Below are 17,719 nucleotides of genomic sequence, written 5' to 3'. Positions count from 1 at the left end.
CCGCTCACCCGGCCTTCTCCCGGCCGATGCCCTGGTGGTGAACCGTCGTGCCCGCTCTGCCCCGCCCCGCCTCCGGACCCGGATCGCGTTACACCGCGCGCGCCGCACTCACCCGGCCCCGGCCCACACCAGCACGGCACCGCACGGACCCTGCTGCCCTCACCCGCAGCCTCACCGCCCGCGACCTGTGGATCACCGCCATGGTCCACGAACACCGCGTCCTGACCAGTACACAGATCGCCCGCATCGCCTTCACCAGCCAACGCTCCGCCCAACGGCGCCTGCGCGTCCTCCACCACCACGCCGTCCTGGACTCCTTCCGCCCCCTGACCCAGACCGGCTCCGCACCCGAGCACTACACCCTCGGCCCCACCGGCGCCAGCGTCATCGCCGCCCACGCCGCATGCGAACCCGCCGCCCTCGGCTGGCGCCCCACCACCACCGGCCGCATCGCCTACTCCCCATCCCTCGGCCACGACATCGGCGTCAACGAACTCCTCACCCACCTCGCCGCCCCCACCCCAAACACCACCCACGGCCACCTGACGCTATGGCTGTCCGAACGGTCCTGCGCCAGACGCTGGGACGACATGATCCGCCCCGACGCCTACGCCCACTGGCACGACCCCACCACCCCCGACGCGGACAACCCGGTCCTGCTGCCGTTCTTCCTCGAATACGACACCGGCTCCCAGCCCCTGCCCCGCGTCGAAGCCAAACTCGCCGGCTACGCCGCCTTCACCACCTCCACCAACACCCGCCCCGCCCTCCTCATCCACACCCGCACCGCCTCCCGCGACCGCGCCCTCCGCCACCGCCTCGCCCAACCCGCGCACGACCTCGGCCTGTACGTCGCAACCTCCTCCGCGGACTTCACCACCCACACCCCCTGGGGCCCCTGGTGGACACCCCTCCACCCCGCAGCCCGCCGCACCACCCTCACCGGCCTCACCACCCACTGGCCCCACCTCACCCCCGCCAGCATCGACCCCACCGACGCCGACACCGCCCTCACCCTCCCCATCCCACCCCGGCCACCCACGACGCCGGACGGCCGATGAGCCTGCTCGCCAAGACCACCACCGGGATCGGCTGCGCCCTCATCGCCCTTCCCCTGCTCGCCGCCATCGCGATCACCGCACTCCTCAGCTCCCTCATCCCCGGCACCAGCGGCACCACCACCGCCCCGGGCAGGAACGCGCTGCAGGACATCCCTGCGAGCATGCTGGCGCTGTATCAGCGGGCCGCCCCCGAGTGCCCGGGCCTGTCCTGGACGATCCTCGCTGGCATCGGCAAGGCCGAGACCGACCACGGACGCCACCCCACCATGCGATCCTCCGCAGGAGCCGTGGGCCCCATGCAATTCCTACCGTCCACCTTCAAGCTCTACGCACATCCGGTACCCGCCGGTGGGCGCAGACCGCCGACGCCGTGGGACCCGGTCGACGCGGTGTTCGCCGCAGCCCGCCTGCTGTGCACACACGGTGCCCGACACAACAAGAACATCGAGCGGGCGATCTACGCCTACAACCCCTCCCACGCATACGTGACAGACGTTCTACGGATCGCGCGACGCTATGCCGCCCTCCCCACAACCTCCGCTGCCGGCCGGGAGGTGGTGGCCTTCGCCCGCCGCCAACTCGGCACCCCCTACGTCTGGGGCGGCGACGGCCCCGCCGAAGGCGGCTTCGACTGCTCCGGCCTCACCAAAGCCGCCTACGCCACCATCAACATCAACCTCCCCCGCGTGGCACAAGCCCAGTACGACGCCGACCCCCACCTCCCCGTCGGAACACCCCTCCTACCAGGCGACCTCCTGTTCTTCGGCACCAGTCCACGCGCTGTCACGCACGTCGGCATCTACAGCGGCCACCACCACATGATCGACGCACCCCACCCCGGCGCCACCGTCCGGGAAGCCCCCGTAGACCTGACCAGCCGCACCTACCAAGGCGCGACCCGCCCGAGCCCGCGCGGTGCACGGTGAGCACGCACCCCACCCCCGCCGAGGTCGACACCTTGATGCGCACGCTCGTCCGCATCCTGGCCGGCATCGCCGCCCTCGCCCTCATCTTCACCGCCGTCAACGTCACCCTCTTCGCAGTCGACCACCACATCCCCTGGCCCATCGCCCTCCTCCTCGACCCGATGGTCGCCCTCACCCTCGCCACCGTCCTCTACGCCGACGCACGACTCGCCGCCTGGAACATCCCCCCCACCACGCTGGTCCACCACCCTGCGCTGGTCCGCCGGCCTGGCCGCCACCGTGATGAACACCTGGACCTCCCTCTGGCCCGACGACCACATCGGCTGGCCCCGCCACGCCGACCCCGCCGGAGTGCTCCTCCACGCAGTACCACCCCTGCTCCTCATCGGCCTGACCGAAACCGTCGCCGCCTACCGCCGCTGCACCTCCCAGACACACCCGCACCCCACCACCGCACCCCACGACCACCACCGCGAGGAGCACCCCAGGAACACCCCGGGAGCACCCGCACCCCCCACTCCACCACCGACTGCGCGCACCGATGAGGAAGACGGGGACCCGACAGCGGCCACCACACGCCACGACAGCCACGAACCCACCCCCGATGGACCCGTGGACCAGCCCGATGAACACAGCCACGCAGACGCCGATGTGTACGCGCGGGCTCTCGCACTGGATCTGGCGGCCCGCCAGCACACCGGTCAGCCGGTCAGCATCCGCCAGCTCCGCCGCCACCTGCACCTGGGCCAACACCGCGCCCGAGCACTTCGCACCCGGCTCGACACCGAGCGCACCCCGGGAGCACCCGCACCTCACCCCGCACCCGGCGGCGGGTCACCCCAAGAAGCACCCGCGGGGGTGACGGGAGCGGCTTGACTAGTCGGCCGCCACAGAGCGTTCATAGTCGTCGCCGCGGACCACCGCGTAGGCCACGCGCCGCGAGCAACCCCGGCCGGGGCTCTCTCCACAACCACCCACCACCCCACGCGGGAGACCCCACCATGCCAACCACCACCAAAACCGACAACACCACAACCACCCCCAACCAACCCCACCCCGCTCAGCTAACCGGCGCCACCGCCGCCGTATGGGCCGCACTGAACAACCAGCCCGGCACCACCAGCACCGCCCTTGCCCAGGCTGCCGGTGTCGGCCGGTCCACCACGACCAAGGCCCTCCGCCACCTCGAACAGACCGGCCTCGCCCACCGAGAAAGCGCCGCCCCCGATGGCACCGGCCGCCCCGCCAACTACTGGTACCCCACACCCACACCCACACCCACACCCGACCCTGACACCAGCACCTCACCGGACACGACCGACGAGCCGCCGACCGCTGAGGACGACAGCCACGAGTCGCCCAACGAGCATCACGACCGCCCCGCGCCCACTGCAGAGTCCCCCGCATCCGAGGACGACGCATCAGAACACGGCGATGCTGATGAAGACGGGGAGCGAAGTTCCGTGACCGAACCCTCGCAGGGAGTAGAAAACGACGATGCGCCGGCGCCGACGCCCGCGTCCGAGCCTCCGACAAGCGAGGCGGCCTCGGAGGACACAAAGACGGAAGAGACCCAGCCGACCGCCAGCCAGAGCGGCCACCGGACCCGCCTCGCCCCTGGCGCCCTGCGCCAGATGGTCATCGGCCACCTCACCGCCCACCCCGACGAAGCATTCACCGCCACACGCATCAGCCGGATCATCGAGAAAAGTTCCGGCGCCATCGCCAACGCCCTGGTCACCCTGACCAAGCAAGGCATCACCGAACAGGTCACCGAACGCCCACGCACCTACCGCATCACCACGGCAGCAACCAGGAGCAGCGAGGCATAGACCGGCACGAACGGACCAGCGGCCGGGTACCGCCACTCAGTCAGGACGGTACCCGGCACCTACCGTCCATCCGTATCGTGTTCGATCGTTCGCTGTTGGCTTTCAGGTGATGGGACGAGCAGCTTGGAGTCATCAGAAGCCAGTTCGGAACGCGTCGCGATAAACCCGGCGACGTCGACGGTCATCCCGGGACACTGGCCGCCATGGATGAGGTCAAGGTCGTCGCCCACTCCGAGCGCGCGACCCTGCGCGTCGGCGACGTGTTCCTGAAGGTGGACGCCGATCAGGCACGCATCGACGTCGAGGCCGAGGCGATGGCCCTGGCGCCGGTCCCGACCCCGGAGGTCCTGTGGCGCAAGCCGCCCGTACTCGCGATCGCCGCGGTCCCGGGGACGGCGCTCTGCCGCCTCGGCGAGCCGTCGATCGCGTCGCCGGCGGCGTGGGGGCCACGGCGGGTGCCGCCATCCGGAAGTTGCACGACGCGCCGTTGCCACCGTGGCCCGGCCGGGGCCTTGACGAGTTGGCGGCGGATCTCGAGGGCGAGTGCGAGTGCGAGTGGCTCGTGACGAACGGCGTCCTGCCCGCCGACCTGGTCACCCGCAACCGCCAGGTCGCCGATGCCGCGCTCCGGCCGTGGACTCCGGTGTTCACGCACGGCGACCTGAAGATCACTCACCCACCTTGACGCTCGGACACGAGGAACACCTCGGCGACGTCGGCGTCGGCTATGGCACCGACGTCGACCTCGACGTGATCCGCGCGTGGTGGTCGTTGCGAAGCCTGCTGGCGGTTCGCTGACTGGTCGAGCACGGCTTCGACCCGACCGCGCCGGGCTGTGAGGTTGGCGTGCTGAGATCCCGGCTGTGAGGCTGCGCGGGCCCGACTGCTACCAGTGCGTTCTGACGCATCGAACAGGCCAGCTCCTTGGGGCGCATCGCCTACCCTTACCCACTCTGCTGCGCATTTCGCTGGAGCGTGGGGGGTGACCGTGTCGGGGGCCGGCAGCTGCGAGGTGACGTTGGGGTGTCAGGTCTCCTTGTGCCCGCTCAAAACAGTGCCAGGCCCTCGCCGTTGGTGTCCGCGATGACTGGCCGGAACTGGGCGGGGAGTCCGTCCAAGCGGTCAGGACCGGCCGCGGCGGCCACGGCAGGGGCCGTCTCGGCCAACCAGAGACGAAACCGCTCGGCGGCTTCGCGGTAGGGGACTCGCGCCAGGACACGGTGCTCGCCGGAGGGGCAGAAATCGACGGCGACAGTGAGCAGGCAGGAACGGGGCGCGTTCTGACTGCCCGTCCAGGACACGCGCAGGACACCGCAGGGCTCGCGTCCGCCGGGGGCGCGGTGGGTCGGGCGCAGCGATCGGCAGGCTATGTGGGCGGTCCATGCGGCGAGGTGCGGCAGGGGCAGGGTGGTGCGTGCGCGGCAGCCGGGGCAGCGGTGCCAGTGGCGAAGCCAGTCGTCGGCGTCGGTGTGGAAGAGGCGTGTGTAGCGGTTCGCCACGCGGATGTCGTTGCTGTACAGGTGGTCGGGGCGTTCCTGTGTGTTGCAGGACTGGCAGACAGGGGCGCGGACGTAGCCGTGTTCGTGGCAGTGGTCGAGCACGGTGGCGGGCGCGGTGCGGCAGACGGCGCACGCCCAACCGGCCACTCTGCGGGAGGTACTGGGCTTCCTGCTGAGCACCGAGTACAGCTGGCCTTCCAGCTCCGCATTGTACGGACGCAGTGAGGCGGTGGAGCCCTCCGGGCTCGTCGTCTGCCGACCGCCAGAGTCTCGGGCCTGCCGGAGGTGGGAGGGCGGCTCGGTGACGGCTGTGCTTGCCTGGCGGGTCCGCGCGGCTTGCACCCACTGCGTTTCGGCGTGCTCGGCCGCGTCGAGCAGCCTGACCACAGCACGCGGCAGCCACCACGTCCGCTGCGTCCCGTCGCGGGTCCGCTCCACGAGTATCTGTCGCCAGTCGATCCCCGCCAGATGGCACGGCCGGCCGACCTCACGTCGTGCTGCCCGCTCGGGGCCGCCCAGCTCCTGCAGCTCCCCCGTGATGCGCCGGCGCCAACGCAGCTGCGTTTCCTCGTCGCACTCCTGTCTCGGCGTCCCACGAAACGGACCGATGCGGACCATGTCCTGCCGATCCATCCCAACCGCGTTCAGTTCCGCGGCCGCCCGGCGCACCTCAACCTCCAAAACACTCCACTGACCGCCGCTCGCCCTCACCGTCGCCACTACACGGCCGCCGAGCAGGACGTACCCCACCGCGGCATGGGCAGGAGAGCAGGTGAATGCCCCAGAAGCCGTCGGCACAGCACTGTCGGCCGTCAAATCGACCCACAGAGCGTCCGCGGCACCCAGGGTGATCAGGCCGTCCGTGCGACCGGGCATGACACGCTCTGACATACCGACAGGCTAACGGCCCGCAACCCGGCAACGGGTTCCAAACGCCTTGGTCAGCCGGGCCGCCGCCCACGCCGCATCTGCCGTGGAAGACCCCGAGACCGCTGGACGCGCCGCAGAAATCCTGGAACAGCTCGTCGAGATCATCCACGGCAAGACCCGACCCGTTGACTCTCCCAATGGCACGCATGGAAAGGCCCTGTCAGCGGCCGTCGTGCAAGCCGCTGACAGAGCTCCTCATGTGATCGCGTTACCGGCCACCGCATCCGGCGTGTCCGCAGCCGCCGCAGGAGCCGCCGCTGTTGCACGCGCACGGGCAGGGGTTTACCCGTCTGCGGCTTGCGGTGGGGGCGTCGGTGCGCTGCTGGGGCAGGGAGACGGTGGGCGGTGTGGTGGGGCGGTCGGGGTTGGCGCGGTGGGCTGCGGTGTCCAGCAGGCGCAGCCGTGCCGGGTGGGGGCGTTGGTCGAGGCGGGTCAAGTAGTGCGGGAGGGTGGGGTCGGTCAGGCCGGTGAGCTGCCATCCGGCGGCGTTGATCAGGTGGGAGGCGGCTTCTGCTTCGAGCCATGCGGCGTGGTGGGGTGAGACGCGGGTGGCGTGCTTGTTGCAGACGTGTTCGGTTGCGGTGTTCAGCACGCTCGCGAGTGCGGATCGTGCGCTGACGGCGTCGCGCATGAGGAGGCGTTGGCTTTGGGTGAGGATCTTGTGGACCAGGGCGCGGTGGTGGTGGAGGTCGGGCGTCGCCATGGAGGCGGTTCCTTTCACCTGGTATCTGGTGCTGTCCGGCGCGTGCGCGCGGCAGCGCATGGCGGTGGTGCGGGGATGCGAGCTGCGGATTGGCACAGATGGCCCCGGCAGTCGCGTCGGGGCGCGGGTGCCCGGCGGACTGTTCGTGGGCCGTGGCGGCTCGGGGTACAGCGGTGCCCTGCGGGAGGCGGCGAGTGCCGGGTAGATGCCTGTTACACGGCGAGGAGGGCGAGTTTGTAGGCCTCGATGACCAGGTTGAGCTGGTTCATCTGTTGTCCGTAGCGGGTGGCGTTCACGTCGATGGCGCGACTGGTGTGTTGCAGGAATCCGAGCGGGACGGCGTCGGTCTGGTTCGCGTGGGCTGGGACGTGGCGTACGTGGTCGCAGGTGTTCCTGGCGTAGTAGCGCAGTTCGGCGTGGAGGCGGTCGGCTTCTTGTGCGGTGGTCCAGAGCAGTTCGGCCAGGGGCCCCAGCGCGGTGTCGGTGAGGCGGCGGTGGCGGCGCAGCGTTGCGTAGCCGTCGTTGCCCAAGGCGGTGCGCAGGGCGGTCTCGCCAGGACCGGTGAAGGTGGAGGGGCTGGTGTGGGACCGGGGGCTGCTGAGAGGACTGTCCATGGGGGTGCCCTTTCGACCGGTTTCCCTACGCGCCGCCGTAGCGGCAGGTCGGGGCGTGTCCTTCGTCGGTGTCGAAAGTGTCGGGGTAGGTGGCCGGGGTCGGGCCGTTGCTGAGTGGGGCTGGTCCGGTGGCCAGGTGGGTGCCGAGGTCGGCGAGGTGGCGGACGGTGGCCAGCGGTACGGGTGCGGCGCACACGGGACAGGGGCCGAGGAGTTCGAAGGGCTCGTCCTCGTAGAGGGGGTAGCGGGCGAGGAAGGTGTATTGGGTACGGGTGGTCGGGCAGGTGGCGATGGCCAGGAGGGGTTCGCCGGGTGTGGTGCGGCGCTTGCTGTCCGGGGTGATGGTGATGTGCTGGAGGCTGAGGCCGAGGGTGCTGGCGAGGCGCACGGCGGTGCGGGCGTGGTCGGCACCGCGGTGGGGTCCGTACTCACTGGCGGCGGCGGTCTGTTGGATGAATGCGGAGGCTGCCTGGGCTTGTTCGGCGATGAAGGTCATGGGTGGTGTTCTCCTTGTGGCCCGGTGCTGGCGGTGGCGGCTTGGTGTGTTGCCGGGAGGTGGTTCGCGTGGGTGGTGGTCAGGTTGGGGGGATGCAGGTGTTCAGAGGCATCGGGTGACGGTCAGTGCGCCGACCTCGGGGTCGGGGAGGGTGTGGCGCGGGACTGGTGTCGGGTCGGTGAGGGCGCGGCATAGGGCGGCCATCAGGTGGGTTGGGGTGGCCGGGGAGGCTAGGGCGACCCACAGCACCATGGCGTCGGCGGCGCGGCGGGCGGCGCACAGCCAGTTCGCTCCGCTCTTCCCGGTGGTGGTGGGGACGGTGGCGGTGATGACGACGGCCTGCTCGTTGGGGGAGTACCAGGAGTCGTCTTGGTGGCCGATGTCGCGGATCCATCCGGCTGTGGCGAGTGCCTCGGTGGCCTTGTGCGGGGATTGCGACAACAGGAGGTAGCGCGGACCGTCTTCGGGGGTGGGCCCGGGGGTGTCGTCGGCCACGGCGGCGGCGAATGCGGCGGTGATTTCGGGTGGGGTGTCGTGGGAGAACCACGCTGTCCAGGTCACACGTGCGGTGGGGCAGGGACTGGCCGTGAACTCCCAGGCCATCAAAGGCTTCCCGGGGTGCTCGGCCCGGCTGTGGAGATGGCGCGCGTGGCGCTGTCCGCTGGGGTCGCGGTAGTCGGTGTGGCACGGCTCGCGGGTGGCCTTCCATCCGGCTGCCAGGAGCACGTCGTCAGCTGTGGTCACGGCGGCGGGGTCGGGCCCTGCGAGGTAACGGGGCGAGATCAGATAGCGCGGTGTGCTGGGGCGATTCCGATTCTGCATGATGAACTCCTGGCGGGGTATCGGGTGGGGGATCTGTGCTGTCGGCGTCGTTACGGGCTGTGAGGTATTCGGGGTCCCGCCGCTCCGGTCACCGGAATGGCACTGTTCTGCGCCGATCGCTGGTGGCGTCGACTTCGGAATGCGTCGCGGCATGTGGCGTGATGGTGATGTGACATGAGCTGTCGCTCCTTGTGAATGGAATAGGGAAATCGGGGGCGGCGTGTTGTCATCCGGTCGTCGGGGCGGAGCAGCAGGCCTTCGGTTGGGACCTCTGCCAGGGCTGCTGGGCACGTCAGGTGACACTTAGCTTGCGGCTGCTTTTGATACGGCCTCTGAATCCGCATTCGGCCGCACCTCCCACCGCCCAGCCTCATGGGCACATGTCACCCGTAGCGGCTTCTTCGAGTTAATTCTCTGCAGATTTCCGATTCCGATCATTGCCGGGAATGCGACCAATGTAGCTCGATACTCGGAATGGGTCGACATTGATGGCGGCTGCGAATTGCTGGAATTATCGCGAATTCACGACCGTATCCGAGGGGTATTCCATGGCTGGGTGACGCATAGTGTCGTCGGGTGTGCGGCGTCCGGCGAGTGCCGGGTTCGACCGGTCAGGCAACGGGCGCGAGGTTCCGGGTGGGGGCGGCGCCCCGGCCCGGGTGGGCCGGGGGCGTGTGGGGTCCGGTGCGGGTGGCGCGGTGGGGTGGTTATCGGGTGGTGGTGAGGGCGGTGGTCGCGGCTTTGGCGATCGCGGTGATGGCCTGGGCGGGGTGGGTCAGTTCCAGCGGCGTGGCGCCCGGCAGCGGGCACGGGTCGGGGGCGAAGGCGAGCCATAGCACCGCGCATCCAGCGTCCTTCAGGGTGGTGATGCGTTGGGCGGCGCGGTTGGCTTCGTCGGGGTGGTAGTAGCCGTCGGAGGCGATGACCAGCAGGCGGCCCGTTCCGGGCTGGGTGAGGGCGAGCCCGGCGCACAGGGCGTCGATAGCCTCGGCGAGGCGGTGTCCCAGCCCTCTGGCCTCGAAGCGGGTGACCTTGGTGGGGGCACGGCCGGGTGCGGTGATGGCGGTCAGGGCCCGGTCGTAGGCCACGGTGGCGGTGCGTGAGTCGGGGTCGGTCAGTGCGGTGGCTTTGGCCAGGATCCAGGCGGCCGAGGCGATCGGGTCTGCTGCGGCGTTCATGGATCCGGACACGTCGACCGCGATCCCCACGCGCAGTGGCGGTGTGGGGTTGGGGCGGCGCAGGGTCCGGGTCCAGGGTGTGGCCGTGGGGGTGGCTCCGGCCGCCTTCTGGGCCTCCCGGGCGAGTGCTTGGCGCATGTTGAGGCGACCGGGCGGGGCGGCCGAGGCGGTATGGGTGGTGGTGCGTTCGCGGTAGGCGGCGGCGCGCAGGGCCCTGGCGAGCTGTCCGGCGGCGGCCTTCTCACCTGCGGTCGGCAGCCGGGTGCCGGTCACCGGGGACGGGGTGTTGCCCTTGCGGGGTTTGCCGGGTGTGAACGGTCGCGCTCCGGGCGAGAAGACCCGTTCCGCCGTTTTGACCGCTTGCCGTTCGTGGGCAGCCTGCGCGGCTTTCGCCTCGGCCCGGGCGGCCCGGGCGGCGGCGACCCGCGCCTGCGCGGCGGCCTGCGCGGCTTCGTTCGCCTGCACCCGTACCGTCACTTTCCCGATGGCCTCGGCGATTTCGCCCCCTGGTCCGCCACCGGTGGGTTCGGGTCCGGTGGCTGGTGTGCCGAGGGCTTGGCACCAGGCATGCGCGTGATCCAGCATGCCGGGCGCGTCGTCGTCGGCGGTGGCGTGGGCCGCCGTCCAGATCTGGGTGAGGGTGTCCAGCAGGTCGGGACCAAGGATGCTGGTCACGGCCTGTTCAAGGGGTTCGGTTTCGTCCGGGTCGAGAATTCCGGCATCCCTACGGGCGAGGATCAGACCGGCCGCCTGGGCGGCCTGCCAGCGGTTGCTAGGGGTCTGGGCGGTGATGTCGGCGAGGATGAGGGTGTTGACAGCCGATCGCAGGAACGGGCGGTCGGCGGGGCGGCGGGTGAGATGAGCATGTTCGGCGCGGGACTCCTCCAACAGCTGTGCCGCCCTGTCCAGCGCGGTCCCGCGCAGATTGGGCGGGGTGGTCCAGATACTGTGCGCGGCGTGCGCGGCCTCATGGACCAGGACTCCCCAGGCGACCGGGTAGCGTTCCTCATCACCGCGTCGATCGGGGTTGATGGTGGCCGGTGACAGCGGGCCGAAGAGGGCGGCATCGATCTCCAGCTCGGCCGTGGTGGGGTAGAAGGCGCCCGGGGCGCCGGAGCGGGTGCCGTGCTGGCAAGTGACAATCACGTCCTTCCGGTCCGCCAGTTCGGGGAGCCGTCCGGTCAGAGCTGCGGCGATCCGCATCCATTGCCCGGCCTGCGCGGCCGGACCGGGTTCGAACGGCGGGCCGCCATCGTCCTCCCACCTCGCCTGGGCCCATTCGGCCTCAGACAGTGCGGGCGGCTGATGCTGTACGTGGACTGTGGTCTGCGCGGGCATGGCGGATCGGTCCCTTTCTGCGGGCATCGGGGGTGCGTGGGGTGGTGGCCGATGAGCCGGAGACCCGGGTCAGAGTTGGCGGCCCAGGGACAGGGCGCTCACCGGCTTACCCAGGGCTTTGGTGACGATTTCGGCGACCGTGTCGCGGTCTTCGAGCGGGGCGATGCCGACCAGATTGGCGAACGCCGCCTCGGCACCGAGGACATCGGCGATCTTCTGAAACGCAATCAACTCGCGTAGTTGCGGCGCCCAGCCGACCTCACCGGCCTGCTGGCAGGTGGCGAGGTTCCGGGCGATCCGTACCGCCGTCCTGTTGATCTTCAAGGCGGTCGCCAGGTCGTAGTCCGACCCCACCTGGACCTGTACCGAGAACCGGCTGGCCAGGGCCTCGGTCAGCACCGCTCCGTGAACCCCAGGGTTGTGGCCCGCGATGACGTAGAAGCCCTCGGCGGCGGTGATCGTCTCACCCTTGTGCGCCTTGACCTGGATCTGGCGCCGCCCGTCCATCGCCGGATACAGCGCCGCCAGCACCTTCGGGGAGATCAGGGTCGCATCGTCCAGCAGAAGGGCCCGCCCCTCCTGCATGGCCGCCACCAACGGCCCGTAGATGAACTCATAACCACCGCGCTGATCCTGGGTGTACTCCCCGATCAGGTCACCGACCGTCGTGTCACCGTCCCCGGCAACCGTGATCAGGTCCGGAAAGGCAGCCTCGATCAGAGAGGTCTTGCCCGTCCCCGGCGGACCGTAGAGCAACACCGGCACACCCGCCTCGCGCAGCCGCCGCAACGCCTCGACATCAGGAAGGTTGGCCAGCACCCGTGGGTGATACTGCTGCCCGTTCGGGCGGGTCACCGGCCCGGGCCGCCCACCCGGCGGGCCAACGGCAGGCGTCGACCGAGCACTGGATGGCGAGGCCGGGGGCGTACACGCCGGGGCGGATGGCCCGGATGCCGTGGCCTGTGCGGCGGCTGCGGCGGTGGTCGCTGTCGCCCGGTACATACGGGGGTTGAAACCGACTCGCACCGCTTCACCCCGGCGCACGAGGGTTTCACACGCGTTACCGATCGCACCGCCGGAATGCCCCAGCATGTTGACCAGCTCCGTGACACTGAATTGCGCCCCCGGCGGGCCTCCGACCAGGGCCTTCGCGATACGGGCCCGCAACTCGCCCGGGCGCGCCTTCCCGTTCACGGGGGCTGTGGAGGCCGACGGGCCTGCCGGAGGGTTCGGTGTGGCCGAGTTGGGCGTCGGAGACAACTGAGCGGCACTGGTCATCGCAGTCTTTCCTTTTCGCAGCCCCGGAGCCTTTCGGGCATACTCCACCTGCAATACGTATTCAGGCGGACCCTGTTGGCCTGGATTTCTTTCCCGTAATTTCCGGGAACACGACCAATATAGCTCGACTCGCGGGTTGCTTCGATATCAATCCGGGCTGGGAATTGCTGGAATTCTCGCGAATTCACGACGGGAATTTATGGCAATTCGCGGGTGCACGACGCTTTGCGTCGTGCACGGCGGGGTGGACGACGCTTCCCCAGGCCACCCGGCGCGGCCACCCGGCGCGGCCACCCGGCGCGGCCACCCGGCGCGGCCACCCGGCGCGGCCACCCGGCGCGGCCACCCGGCGCGGCCACCCTCGGCTGCGCCTGGGTGCGCCGCGCCTCACCTCGAGGCGTCGGCCGACTGCAATGTGCCGGCCGGCGAGGAGCGTGTGGGGTTAAGGAATGGAAGGTGGTTGAGAGCGGGGCACGCGTTGCGGGCAGGTGAGCGGGCAGCGGTTGCAGGGTGAGTTGTGGTGGCCGGGGCCGCCGGGTCAGGTAGATCGGGATGCTGTGCTGTACCGATATACAGTCGCCCTCGCCAGCAGGTGGCTCGTGTGCGGCCGGGCCTGCCGTGATGCCCCGCGCGGAGGCGTCGCGTCCAAGGACGGCCCCGGAAACGCCGGGGGAAACGACGATGGAAACGACGGGGGAAACGCCATCGGCTCATCTGAGCCGTTCGCGCGACCCACCTTGGACATCCAGGCCCCTTCGCCGCTTTCCACCCTGATGTGCCGCCTGGTCATCCGTGGCGGGAGAGCTGCGTGTGCTGCTGGTCACCAGCGCGCGGGTAGCCGGATCCGGCTCGAGGCCGAGTTCGTTGAGATGGTCCGTCAGGAGGGCGAAGGTACGGCGGGCGGTGTCGTGTCGCCCGGCGGTTTGGTGGAGGCGGATGGCGTGCTGGTAGAGCAGCTCGTGGGTGGGGTGGAGAGCGGTGATCTTCTCCAGCAGGGCAAGCGCGGTATCGGTGTCGTGCTGGGCGCCGGTGTGCTCGGCGTGGTGGGCGATGTGCGCGACGGCGTCAGTGGCCTTGCCGGCGAGCGATTCGCGGAGACTGTCGCACCAGGGGTAGTCGCCGCCGTGAGCGAAAGGGCCGTGGTAGAGGTCCACCGCGTTGCGCAGGGCGGACAGCCGGTCGGTTTCTTCAGTGGCGGCCGCGGCCTGCTGGACGCTTTGAGTGAAGGCGGCGAGGTCGGTTTCCACCAGCGCCGGGTGGAGTTTATGCAATTCTCCATGGAGCTGGATGAATTCCGCTTTGCTGTGGCCGCTGGCAGAGCGAAGTGCGCGCCTGACGGCGCGGCGGAGGTTCTTGAGGTCTTTCGCCGATTGCTCGGGGTCTTCGTGAAGGCGGAGGTGGCGTGCGATGTCGTCGGCGATCAGTCCTCGTGGGTGGGCGGCGAGAAGGGCGAGGAATTCCCGTACTTCGTCGCGTAGCCCCGAGCCGACGGGTTCGGGGTTCCCTGCCACGTAGAGGGTGATGGGGCCCAGGACGTTCAGGCGGACTGGTTTGGCCTGGCGCGCCTGGCCGGGTGTGCCGGGCTCTGCCGGTTCTGATCGGGCGTCGGGTACCTCGTCTTCCGGCTCCTGCCCGGCGTTCGCAGCCGCATCTTGCGGTGGGTCGGCAGTTGCTCGGGCTCCGGGAACGACACGGAGCTGGGGGCGCTTGCCGTGCGCTGTGAGGAGGACGTCCAGGACATCGCGGCCGGCCGGGGCGGTGAGGTGGAACAGGCGCAGGTCCCGGACGCGGTGGCGGCTTTCCTGTTCCTCGGTGACGGCACCGTCTGCTGCGATGTGCCAGGAGGCGGCGCCGGGCAGGTCGCCGAGGGCGAGGACGATGAGGGCGCTGTGGGTGGACCGGTTGGCCAGTGCCGCGAGGTGCTCGGTATGTGCGGTGTCCGGCTGGGCGAGAAGAACGAGGATCTCGGGTCCGGAGTTCTCCTCCGTGTCCTCGTCCATTGCCTGGTGCGGTGTGATTTCGGCTTCCTGCGTGTCCTGTCGGTAATGGGCGTGTGCGAGGAGATGCTCTTCCGCTCGGCACAGCGCCTGGTCCAGGTCCACGGCCAGCGTCAGGGCACTGAAGACGGTCGGCATGCCTAGCAGAAGCCGGTCAGCCAGATCTTGGGTGAGAAGTCCCCTGACATGGGGTGTTCCAGGGCGGAGGCGTTCGGCTGCGGTGAGAATCCCGATCAGCAGTGCGCGAGCAGCTGCCTCACTGCCGGGGCCGGTCCATGCGCAGCCTCCGGTCAGGGCGAGAACCTCAAGTGGGACTTCGGCTGCGTTTTCGGTGCCGATGGTCACCGTGGGAGCAGGCTGGGCACGTTGGGGAGGGGTACGCCGGGTAACCAGCAGGCCTGGGTCTGGGGTGGTGGCACTCGGCAGGGCGGCTTCGCGGGCGGTCAGCACGGCTTGTTCCACTACAGGGCTCAGCCGCGGTGGTTGTACATCGAGGCTGAGGCGGCGGGAGCGGTTTTGGTAGAAGCGGTAGAAACGCAAGGCGGCCAGGAGCCCGGCCGCAGTGGTGATCCCGATGACGCCCGCTGTGCCGACGCTGATCGCGACAGGCCCGGACCGCGCGTGGCTCGCCACATGGTCGCTGGTGGCTCGGTGGTCAGTGACTCTTTCTTCGCTGCGTCCTCCGGTTCGTTCGTTGAGCAATGGACCGGTGTGCGCATGCGGAGTGGACCGTTCCCCCGACGTCGCAGAGGGCGCGGATGGGATGAGGTGGCGCGGTGTGGAGGCGGATGAGGCGAGAGAGATGGTCAGCCGCCAGCCGGGGGTGATCAGGTCCGGATCCGTGAGTCGTTTGCCATCGGCCTGGACACGGGTTTTGTTCAGCGCGTAGATCCGTGGCCACTTCAGCGCATCACCGAGATGTGCCTCGGCAATGGTCCACAGGGTGTCGCCGTCCACCACCGTGTACTCCACACAGCGCGTCGACGATGGTTTCTCTGCCGCATGCGGCAGGTGATGGTTGGCCTGAGCCAGTCCAGGGTGGGCGGGGGCCGTCGCGGCGATGTGGGAGCGCAGTGCGTCTGCGGAAGCGTGCTGGTAGGCGTGCGCGGCGGCGGGTCGCCAGAGACTGATCAGAGCGAGGGCGAGTGTGCCGATACACAGGGCGGCCAGTGCGCGCTGTACGGGCAGTGTCTGCAGATGTGCTGTGTGAGCCGTACGGTCACGCAGCAACTGCGGGAGGTGTGCCGCGTACCAGGCGGCTTCTGTGAGGAGGGAGAGGGCGAAGGCTGCCCAGCACACCCAGCCGACCATCGCGAGGAGTTCGACCATCGCCGGGTCGGTGATGGGCTGCGTGAGGTGGTCGCCGAGCTCGCGCCAGGAGGCGATGCGGTCGGGCCAGGGCACGGCGGTCGCCTGCCAGAGCACGTACGGCATGCCGCCCAGCAGAGTGAGGACGACGGTGGCCGTCGCGGTGACGGTGAGGATGGCGCGCAGCCGCTCGCGCGATGAGGATCGGTGAGCCATATGCGGGGTGCGCTCCTCTTCGGCGTCGCAGGTTGCCCTATTCGGTGGTGCGTTCGGCGCGCACGGTGGCGTGAGCGGTGACGGTCAGGGTGCGGACACCGACCAGTTGCAGGATCTGGGCGCGCTGGTGGTGGGTGACATACACCGTGACCTCATCGCCCCGGACCGTGGCTGTGCCGGTATCGCCGGTCGCCGTGATGTAGGAGGCAGCGGCCTGGGCCGCCTTGCCGTGCAGGAGCCGGACGTCGTCGGCGGTGCGCAGGCGGGCGATGTCGAGTTGCTGGGCGCCGGTGCGGGCGGCCTCCTGCGCGACATCCAGCGCGCGGGCTTTGCCGGCCAGGGCCAGTCCGCCGTCGACGACGATTCCGGCGAACAGCCACAGCGCGGCAGCGACACCGACCATGAACGCGGTGGCCTGACCGCCGTCGGCGTTCTTCACGGTCATCGGGTGTGTCACGGGGTGCTCCGGTGCACGTCGATGGGAGAAACGGCGGTGCTGGTGAGGGTCACCCGTCCCGGGAAGCCGGTGTGGGTGAGGTCTCCCAGCGCGACGGTGCAGGTGAGGTGCGCGGTCACGGCGCTGCCCGGCTGGAGCCCGCGCGTGGTGAGAGTCACCTGGGACCGGGAGCATGCGGCCCCTGCCTGGTGCAGTGCTGCGTGCGCGGTGTCCCGGGCGGTGGCGCGGGCCCCGGTTTCGGTGCGGGCGAGGGAGGCAGCCCGGGCGGTCTGGTGGGCGGCATCGGCGACAATGAGCCGGGCGTCGGCCAGACGTCCCAAGGCGACGACCGTCATCAGGACGAGCACCAGCAGCGGGGTGATCAGGACGAGCTCCACGGCTGCCGAACCGTGGTCCGCCGACGTCGAGGCGGGGCTCCTTCCCGCGTTCACGAGGCGTCTCCGGCTGGGGTGGTGACGCGCTCGACCGCTCCCGATGCGGTGCCGCTCGCGGTCAGGTGCAGCCCGGGCACCACCGGCATCACCGCCCCCTGGACACGCACCGTCGCCCGTGTAGAGGTGCGGCGGACGGTGACGGAGGGCGAGGTGAGGACGCGGCTGCCGAGCTGGGCGAGGGCGCGTACGCCTCGTCCGCGGCCGTCGGCTGCACTGCCGTGCTGGACTCGAGCGGCGGCAAGGGCGCGTTCGGCTGCGTACTGGGCGATGTGCCGGGCGTGCCAGGCCAGCGCGAACTGCACGACCAGCAGGGCCATCATCAGCAGCGCGGGGACGACGATGACTAGCTGAGTGGTCGCGGAACCCCGGTCACTGCGAGCTCCGCGCCTTCCGTGCAGCAGGTGGTCCACCGGCTTATCCCAGGTCGATGGAGTGGGCCTTGCCGAGCACCTTGCCGACGATGATGCCGACCACGGTGATGGCCAGGACGGCCAGCAGGGCGGTGACAACCACGGTCTCGGTGGTGTAGCCGGCGTCGCCGTGAGCGCGCCGCCTCACGCGGACGGCGTGGTCACGCAGGGCCACGGCGAGTGCCCACAGGTGTGGGTGGAGCATAGGAATCGTTCTCCG

General features: G+C 69.9%; 17 protein-coding genes and 1 pseudogene. 6 read left to right on the top strand and 12 right to left on the bottom strand.

The window, feature by feature from the left end; genetic code table 11:
• The first annotated feature begins 47 nt into the window (after positions 1-47).
• From ACFYOY_RS19670 to ACFYOY_RS19650, 5 genes and pseudogenes are all read left to right on the top strand, one after another.
• Positions 48-1,061: a replication-relaxation family protein gene (locus ACFYOY_RS19670; RefSeq protein ID WP_388588327.1), complete on the top strand. Its 1,014-nt coding sequence runs from the start codon at positions 48-50 to the stop codon at positions 1,059-1,061.
• Positions 1,058-1,987, top strand: coding sequence for an NlpC/P60 family protein (locus ACFYOY_RS19665; RefSeq protein ID WP_388588324.1), 930 nt, complete (start codon positions 1,058-1,060; stop codon positions 1,985-1,987). Before ACFYOY_RS19670 ends, ACFYOY_RS19665 begins: the two co-directional genes overlap by 4 nt.
• Before the next feature lie 282 nt (positions 1,988-2,269).
• A complete protein-coding gene (locus ACFYOY_RS19660) occupies positions 2,270-2,863 on the top strand; it encodes a hypothetical protein (RefSeq protein WP_388588322.1) in 594 nt (197 codons plus the stop codon).
• 125 nt (positions 2,864-2,988) lie between these two features.
• Positions 2,989-3,819, top strand: a complete 831-nt coding sequence (locus tag ACFYOY_RS19655; RefSeq protein WP_388588320.1) for a MarR family transcriptional regulator — start codon at positions 2,989-2,991, stop codon at positions 3,817-3,819.
• A 203-nt stretch (positions 3,820-4,022) separates the two neighbouring features.
• Positions 4,023-4,686: pseudogene (locus ACFYOY_RS19650) on the top strand (phosphotransferase).
• A 179-nt stretch (positions 4,687-4,865) separates the two neighbouring features.
• Here ACFYOY_RS19650 and ACFYOY_RS19645 read toward each other — a convergent pair.
• Both ACFYOY_RS19645 and ACFYOY_RS19640 read right to left on the bottom strand, forming a co-directional pair.
• Positions 4,866-6,209 carry an endonuclease domain-containing protein gene (locus tag ACFYOY_RS19645; protein ID WP_388588317.1) on the bottom strand — a complete coding sequence of 448 codons (1,344 nt, stop codon included), beginning with the start codon at positions 6,207-6,209 and terminating at the stop codon, positions 4,866-4,868.
• A 247-nt stretch (positions 6,210-6,456) separates the two neighbouring features.
• A complete protein-coding gene (locus ACFYOY_RS19640; protein ID WP_351904366.1) occupies positions 6,457-6,951 on the bottom strand; it encodes a hypothetical protein in 495 nt (164 codons plus the stop codon).
• Here ACFYOY_RS19640 and ACFYOY_RS19635 point away from each other — a divergent pair.
• Complete coding sequence (locus ACFYOY_RS19635) at positions 6,950-7,156, top strand: hypothetical protein (RefSeq protein ID WP_351904363.1); 207 nt, start codon at positions 6,950-6,952, stop codon at positions 7,154-7,156. The two genes, ACFYOY_RS19640 and ACFYOY_RS19635, sit on opposite strands and share 2 nt — an antisense overlap.
• Positions 7,157-7,163: 7 nt before the next feature.
• Here the strand turns inward: ACFYOY_RS19635 and ACFYOY_RS19630 are convergent, their stop codons facing one another.
• The 10 genes from ACFYOY_RS19630 to ACFYOY_RS19585 form a co-directional block, all read right to left on the bottom strand.
• Positions 7,164-7,565, bottom strand: a complete 402-nt coding sequence (locus ACFYOY_RS19630) for a hypothetical protein (protein WP_330816530.1) — start codon at positions 7,563-7,565, stop codon at positions 7,164-7,166.
• Between the two features lie 25 nt (positions 7,566-7,590).
• Positions 7,591-8,061, bottom strand: coding sequence for a hypothetical protein (locus ACFYOY_RS19625; protein ID WP_388588313.1), 471 nt, complete (start codon positions 8,059-8,061; stop codon positions 7,591-7,593).
• Between the two features lie 102 nt (positions 8,062-8,163).
• A complete protein-coding gene (locus ACFYOY_RS19620; protein ID WP_351904358.1) occupies positions 8,164-8,883 on the bottom strand; it encodes a DUF317 domain-containing protein in 720 nt (239 codons plus the stop codon).
• A gap of 707 nt (positions 8,884-9,590) precedes the next feature.
• Positions 9,591-11,399, bottom strand: coding sequence for a VWA domain-containing protein (locus ACFYOY_RS19615; protein WP_388588311.1), 1,809 nt, complete (start codon positions 11,397-11,399; stop codon positions 9,591-9,593).
• 69 nt (positions 11,400-11,468) lie between these two features.
• Positions 11,469-12,491 (bottom strand): AAA family ATPase, encoded by a 1,023-nt coding sequence (locus tag ACFYOY_RS19610; protein ID WP_388588382.1) that lies wholly within the window; start codon positions 12,489-12,491, stop codon positions 11,469-11,471.
• Positions 12,492-13,387: 896 nt separating this feature from the next.
• A complete protein-coding gene (locus ACFYOY_RS19605; RefSeq protein WP_388588308.1) occupies positions 13,388-16,198 on the bottom strand; it encodes a BTAD domain-containing putative transcriptional regulator in 2,811 nt (936 codons plus the stop codon).
• A 37-nt stretch (positions 16,199-16,235) separates the two neighbouring features.
• Positions 16,236-16,655: a pilus assembly protein TadG-related protein gene (locus ACFYOY_RS19600; protein WP_388588306.1), complete on the bottom strand. Its 420-nt coding sequence runs from the start codon at positions 16,653-16,655 to the stop codon at positions 16,236-16,238.
• Positions 16,652-17,086, bottom strand: a complete 435-nt coding sequence (locus tag ACFYOY_RS19595; protein ID WP_351885638.1) for a TadE/TadG family type IV pilus assembly protein — start codon at positions 17,084-17,086, stop codon at positions 16,652-16,654. The genes ACFYOY_RS19600 and ACFYOY_RS19595 overlap by 4 nt, the downstream gene beginning before the upstream one ends.
• Complete coding sequence (locus tag ACFYOY_RS19590) at positions 17,083-17,499, bottom strand: TadE family protein (RefSeq protein WP_351885641.1); 417 nt, start codon at positions 17,497-17,499, stop codon at positions 17,083-17,085. The genes ACFYOY_RS19595 and ACFYOY_RS19590 overlap by 4 nt, the downstream gene beginning before the upstream one ends.
• A 4-nt stretch (positions 17,500-17,503) precedes the next feature.
• Positions 17,504-17,704, bottom strand: coding sequence for a hypothetical protein (locus ACFYOY_RS19585; protein WP_351885644.1), 201 nt, complete (start codon positions 17,702-17,704; stop codon positions 17,504-17,506).
• Positions 17,705-17,719: the final 15 nt, after the last annotated feature.

The organism is Streptomyces sp. NPDC007875 (assembly GCF_042868035.1).
In the GTDB taxonomy this organism is placed as follows: Bacteria; Actinomycetota; Actinomycetes; order Streptomycetales; family Streptomycetaceae; genus Streptomyces; species Streptomyces antimycoticus.
This window is presented reverse-complemented; position numbering and strand designations above follow the sequence as displayed.

Bases quoted from the DNA above. Each gene is read 5' to 3' on its own strand.
- ACFYOY_RS19645 (WP_388588317.1), bottom strand. From the start codon at position 6,209: ATGTCAGAGCGTGTCATGCCCGGTCGCACGGACGGCCTGATCACCCTG.
- ACFYOY_RS19620 (WP_351904358.1), bottom strand. From the start codon at position 8,883: ATGCAGAATCGGAATCGCCCCAGCACACCGCGCTATCTGATCTCGCCC.
- ACFYOY_RS19615 (WP_388588311.1), bottom strand. From the start codon at position 11,399: ATGCCCGCGCAGACCACAGTCCACGTACAGCATCAGCCGCCCGCACTG.
- ACFYOY_RS19585 (WP_351885644.1), bottom strand. From the start codon at position 17,704: ATGCTCCACCCACACCTGTGGGCACTCGCCGTGGCCCTGCGTGACCAC.
- ACFYOY_RS19655 (WP_388588320.1), top strand. From the start codon at position 2,989: ATGCCAACCACCACCAAAACCGACAACACCACAACCACCCCCAACCAA.
- ACFYOY_RS19665 (WP_388588324.1), top strand. From the start codon at position 1,058: ATGAGCCTGCTCGCCAAGACCACCACCGGGATCGGCTGCGCCCTCATC.
- ACFYOY_RS19630 (WP_330816530.1), bottom strand. From the start codon at position 7,565: ATGGACAGTCCTCTCAGCAGCCCCCGGTCCCACACCAGCCCCTCCACC.
- ACFYOY_RS19625 (WP_388588313.1), bottom strand. From the start codon at position 8,061: ATGACCTTCATCGCCGAACAAGCCCAGGCAGCCTCCGCATTCATCCAA.
- ACFYOY_RS19605 (WP_388588308.1), bottom strand. From the start codon at position 16,198: ATGGCTCACCGATCCTCATCGCGCGAGCGGCTGCGCGCCATCCTCACC.
- ACFYOY_RS19610 (WP_388588382.1), bottom strand. From the start codon at position 12,491: ATGCTGGGGCATTCCGGCGGTGCGATCGGTAACGCGTGTGAAACCCTC.
- ACFYOY_RS19635 (WP_351904363.1), top strand. From the start codon at position 6,950: ATGGAGGCGGTTCCTTTCACCTGGTATCTGGTGCTGTCCGGCGCGTGC.
- ACFYOY_RS19660 (WP_388588322.1), top strand. From the start codon at position 2,270: ATGAACACCTGGACCTCCCTCTGGCCCGACGACCACATCGGCTGGCCC.
- ACFYOY_RS19640 (WP_351904366.1), bottom strand. From the start codon at position 6,951: ATGGCGACGCCCGACCTCCACCACCACCGCGCCCTGGTCCACAAGATC.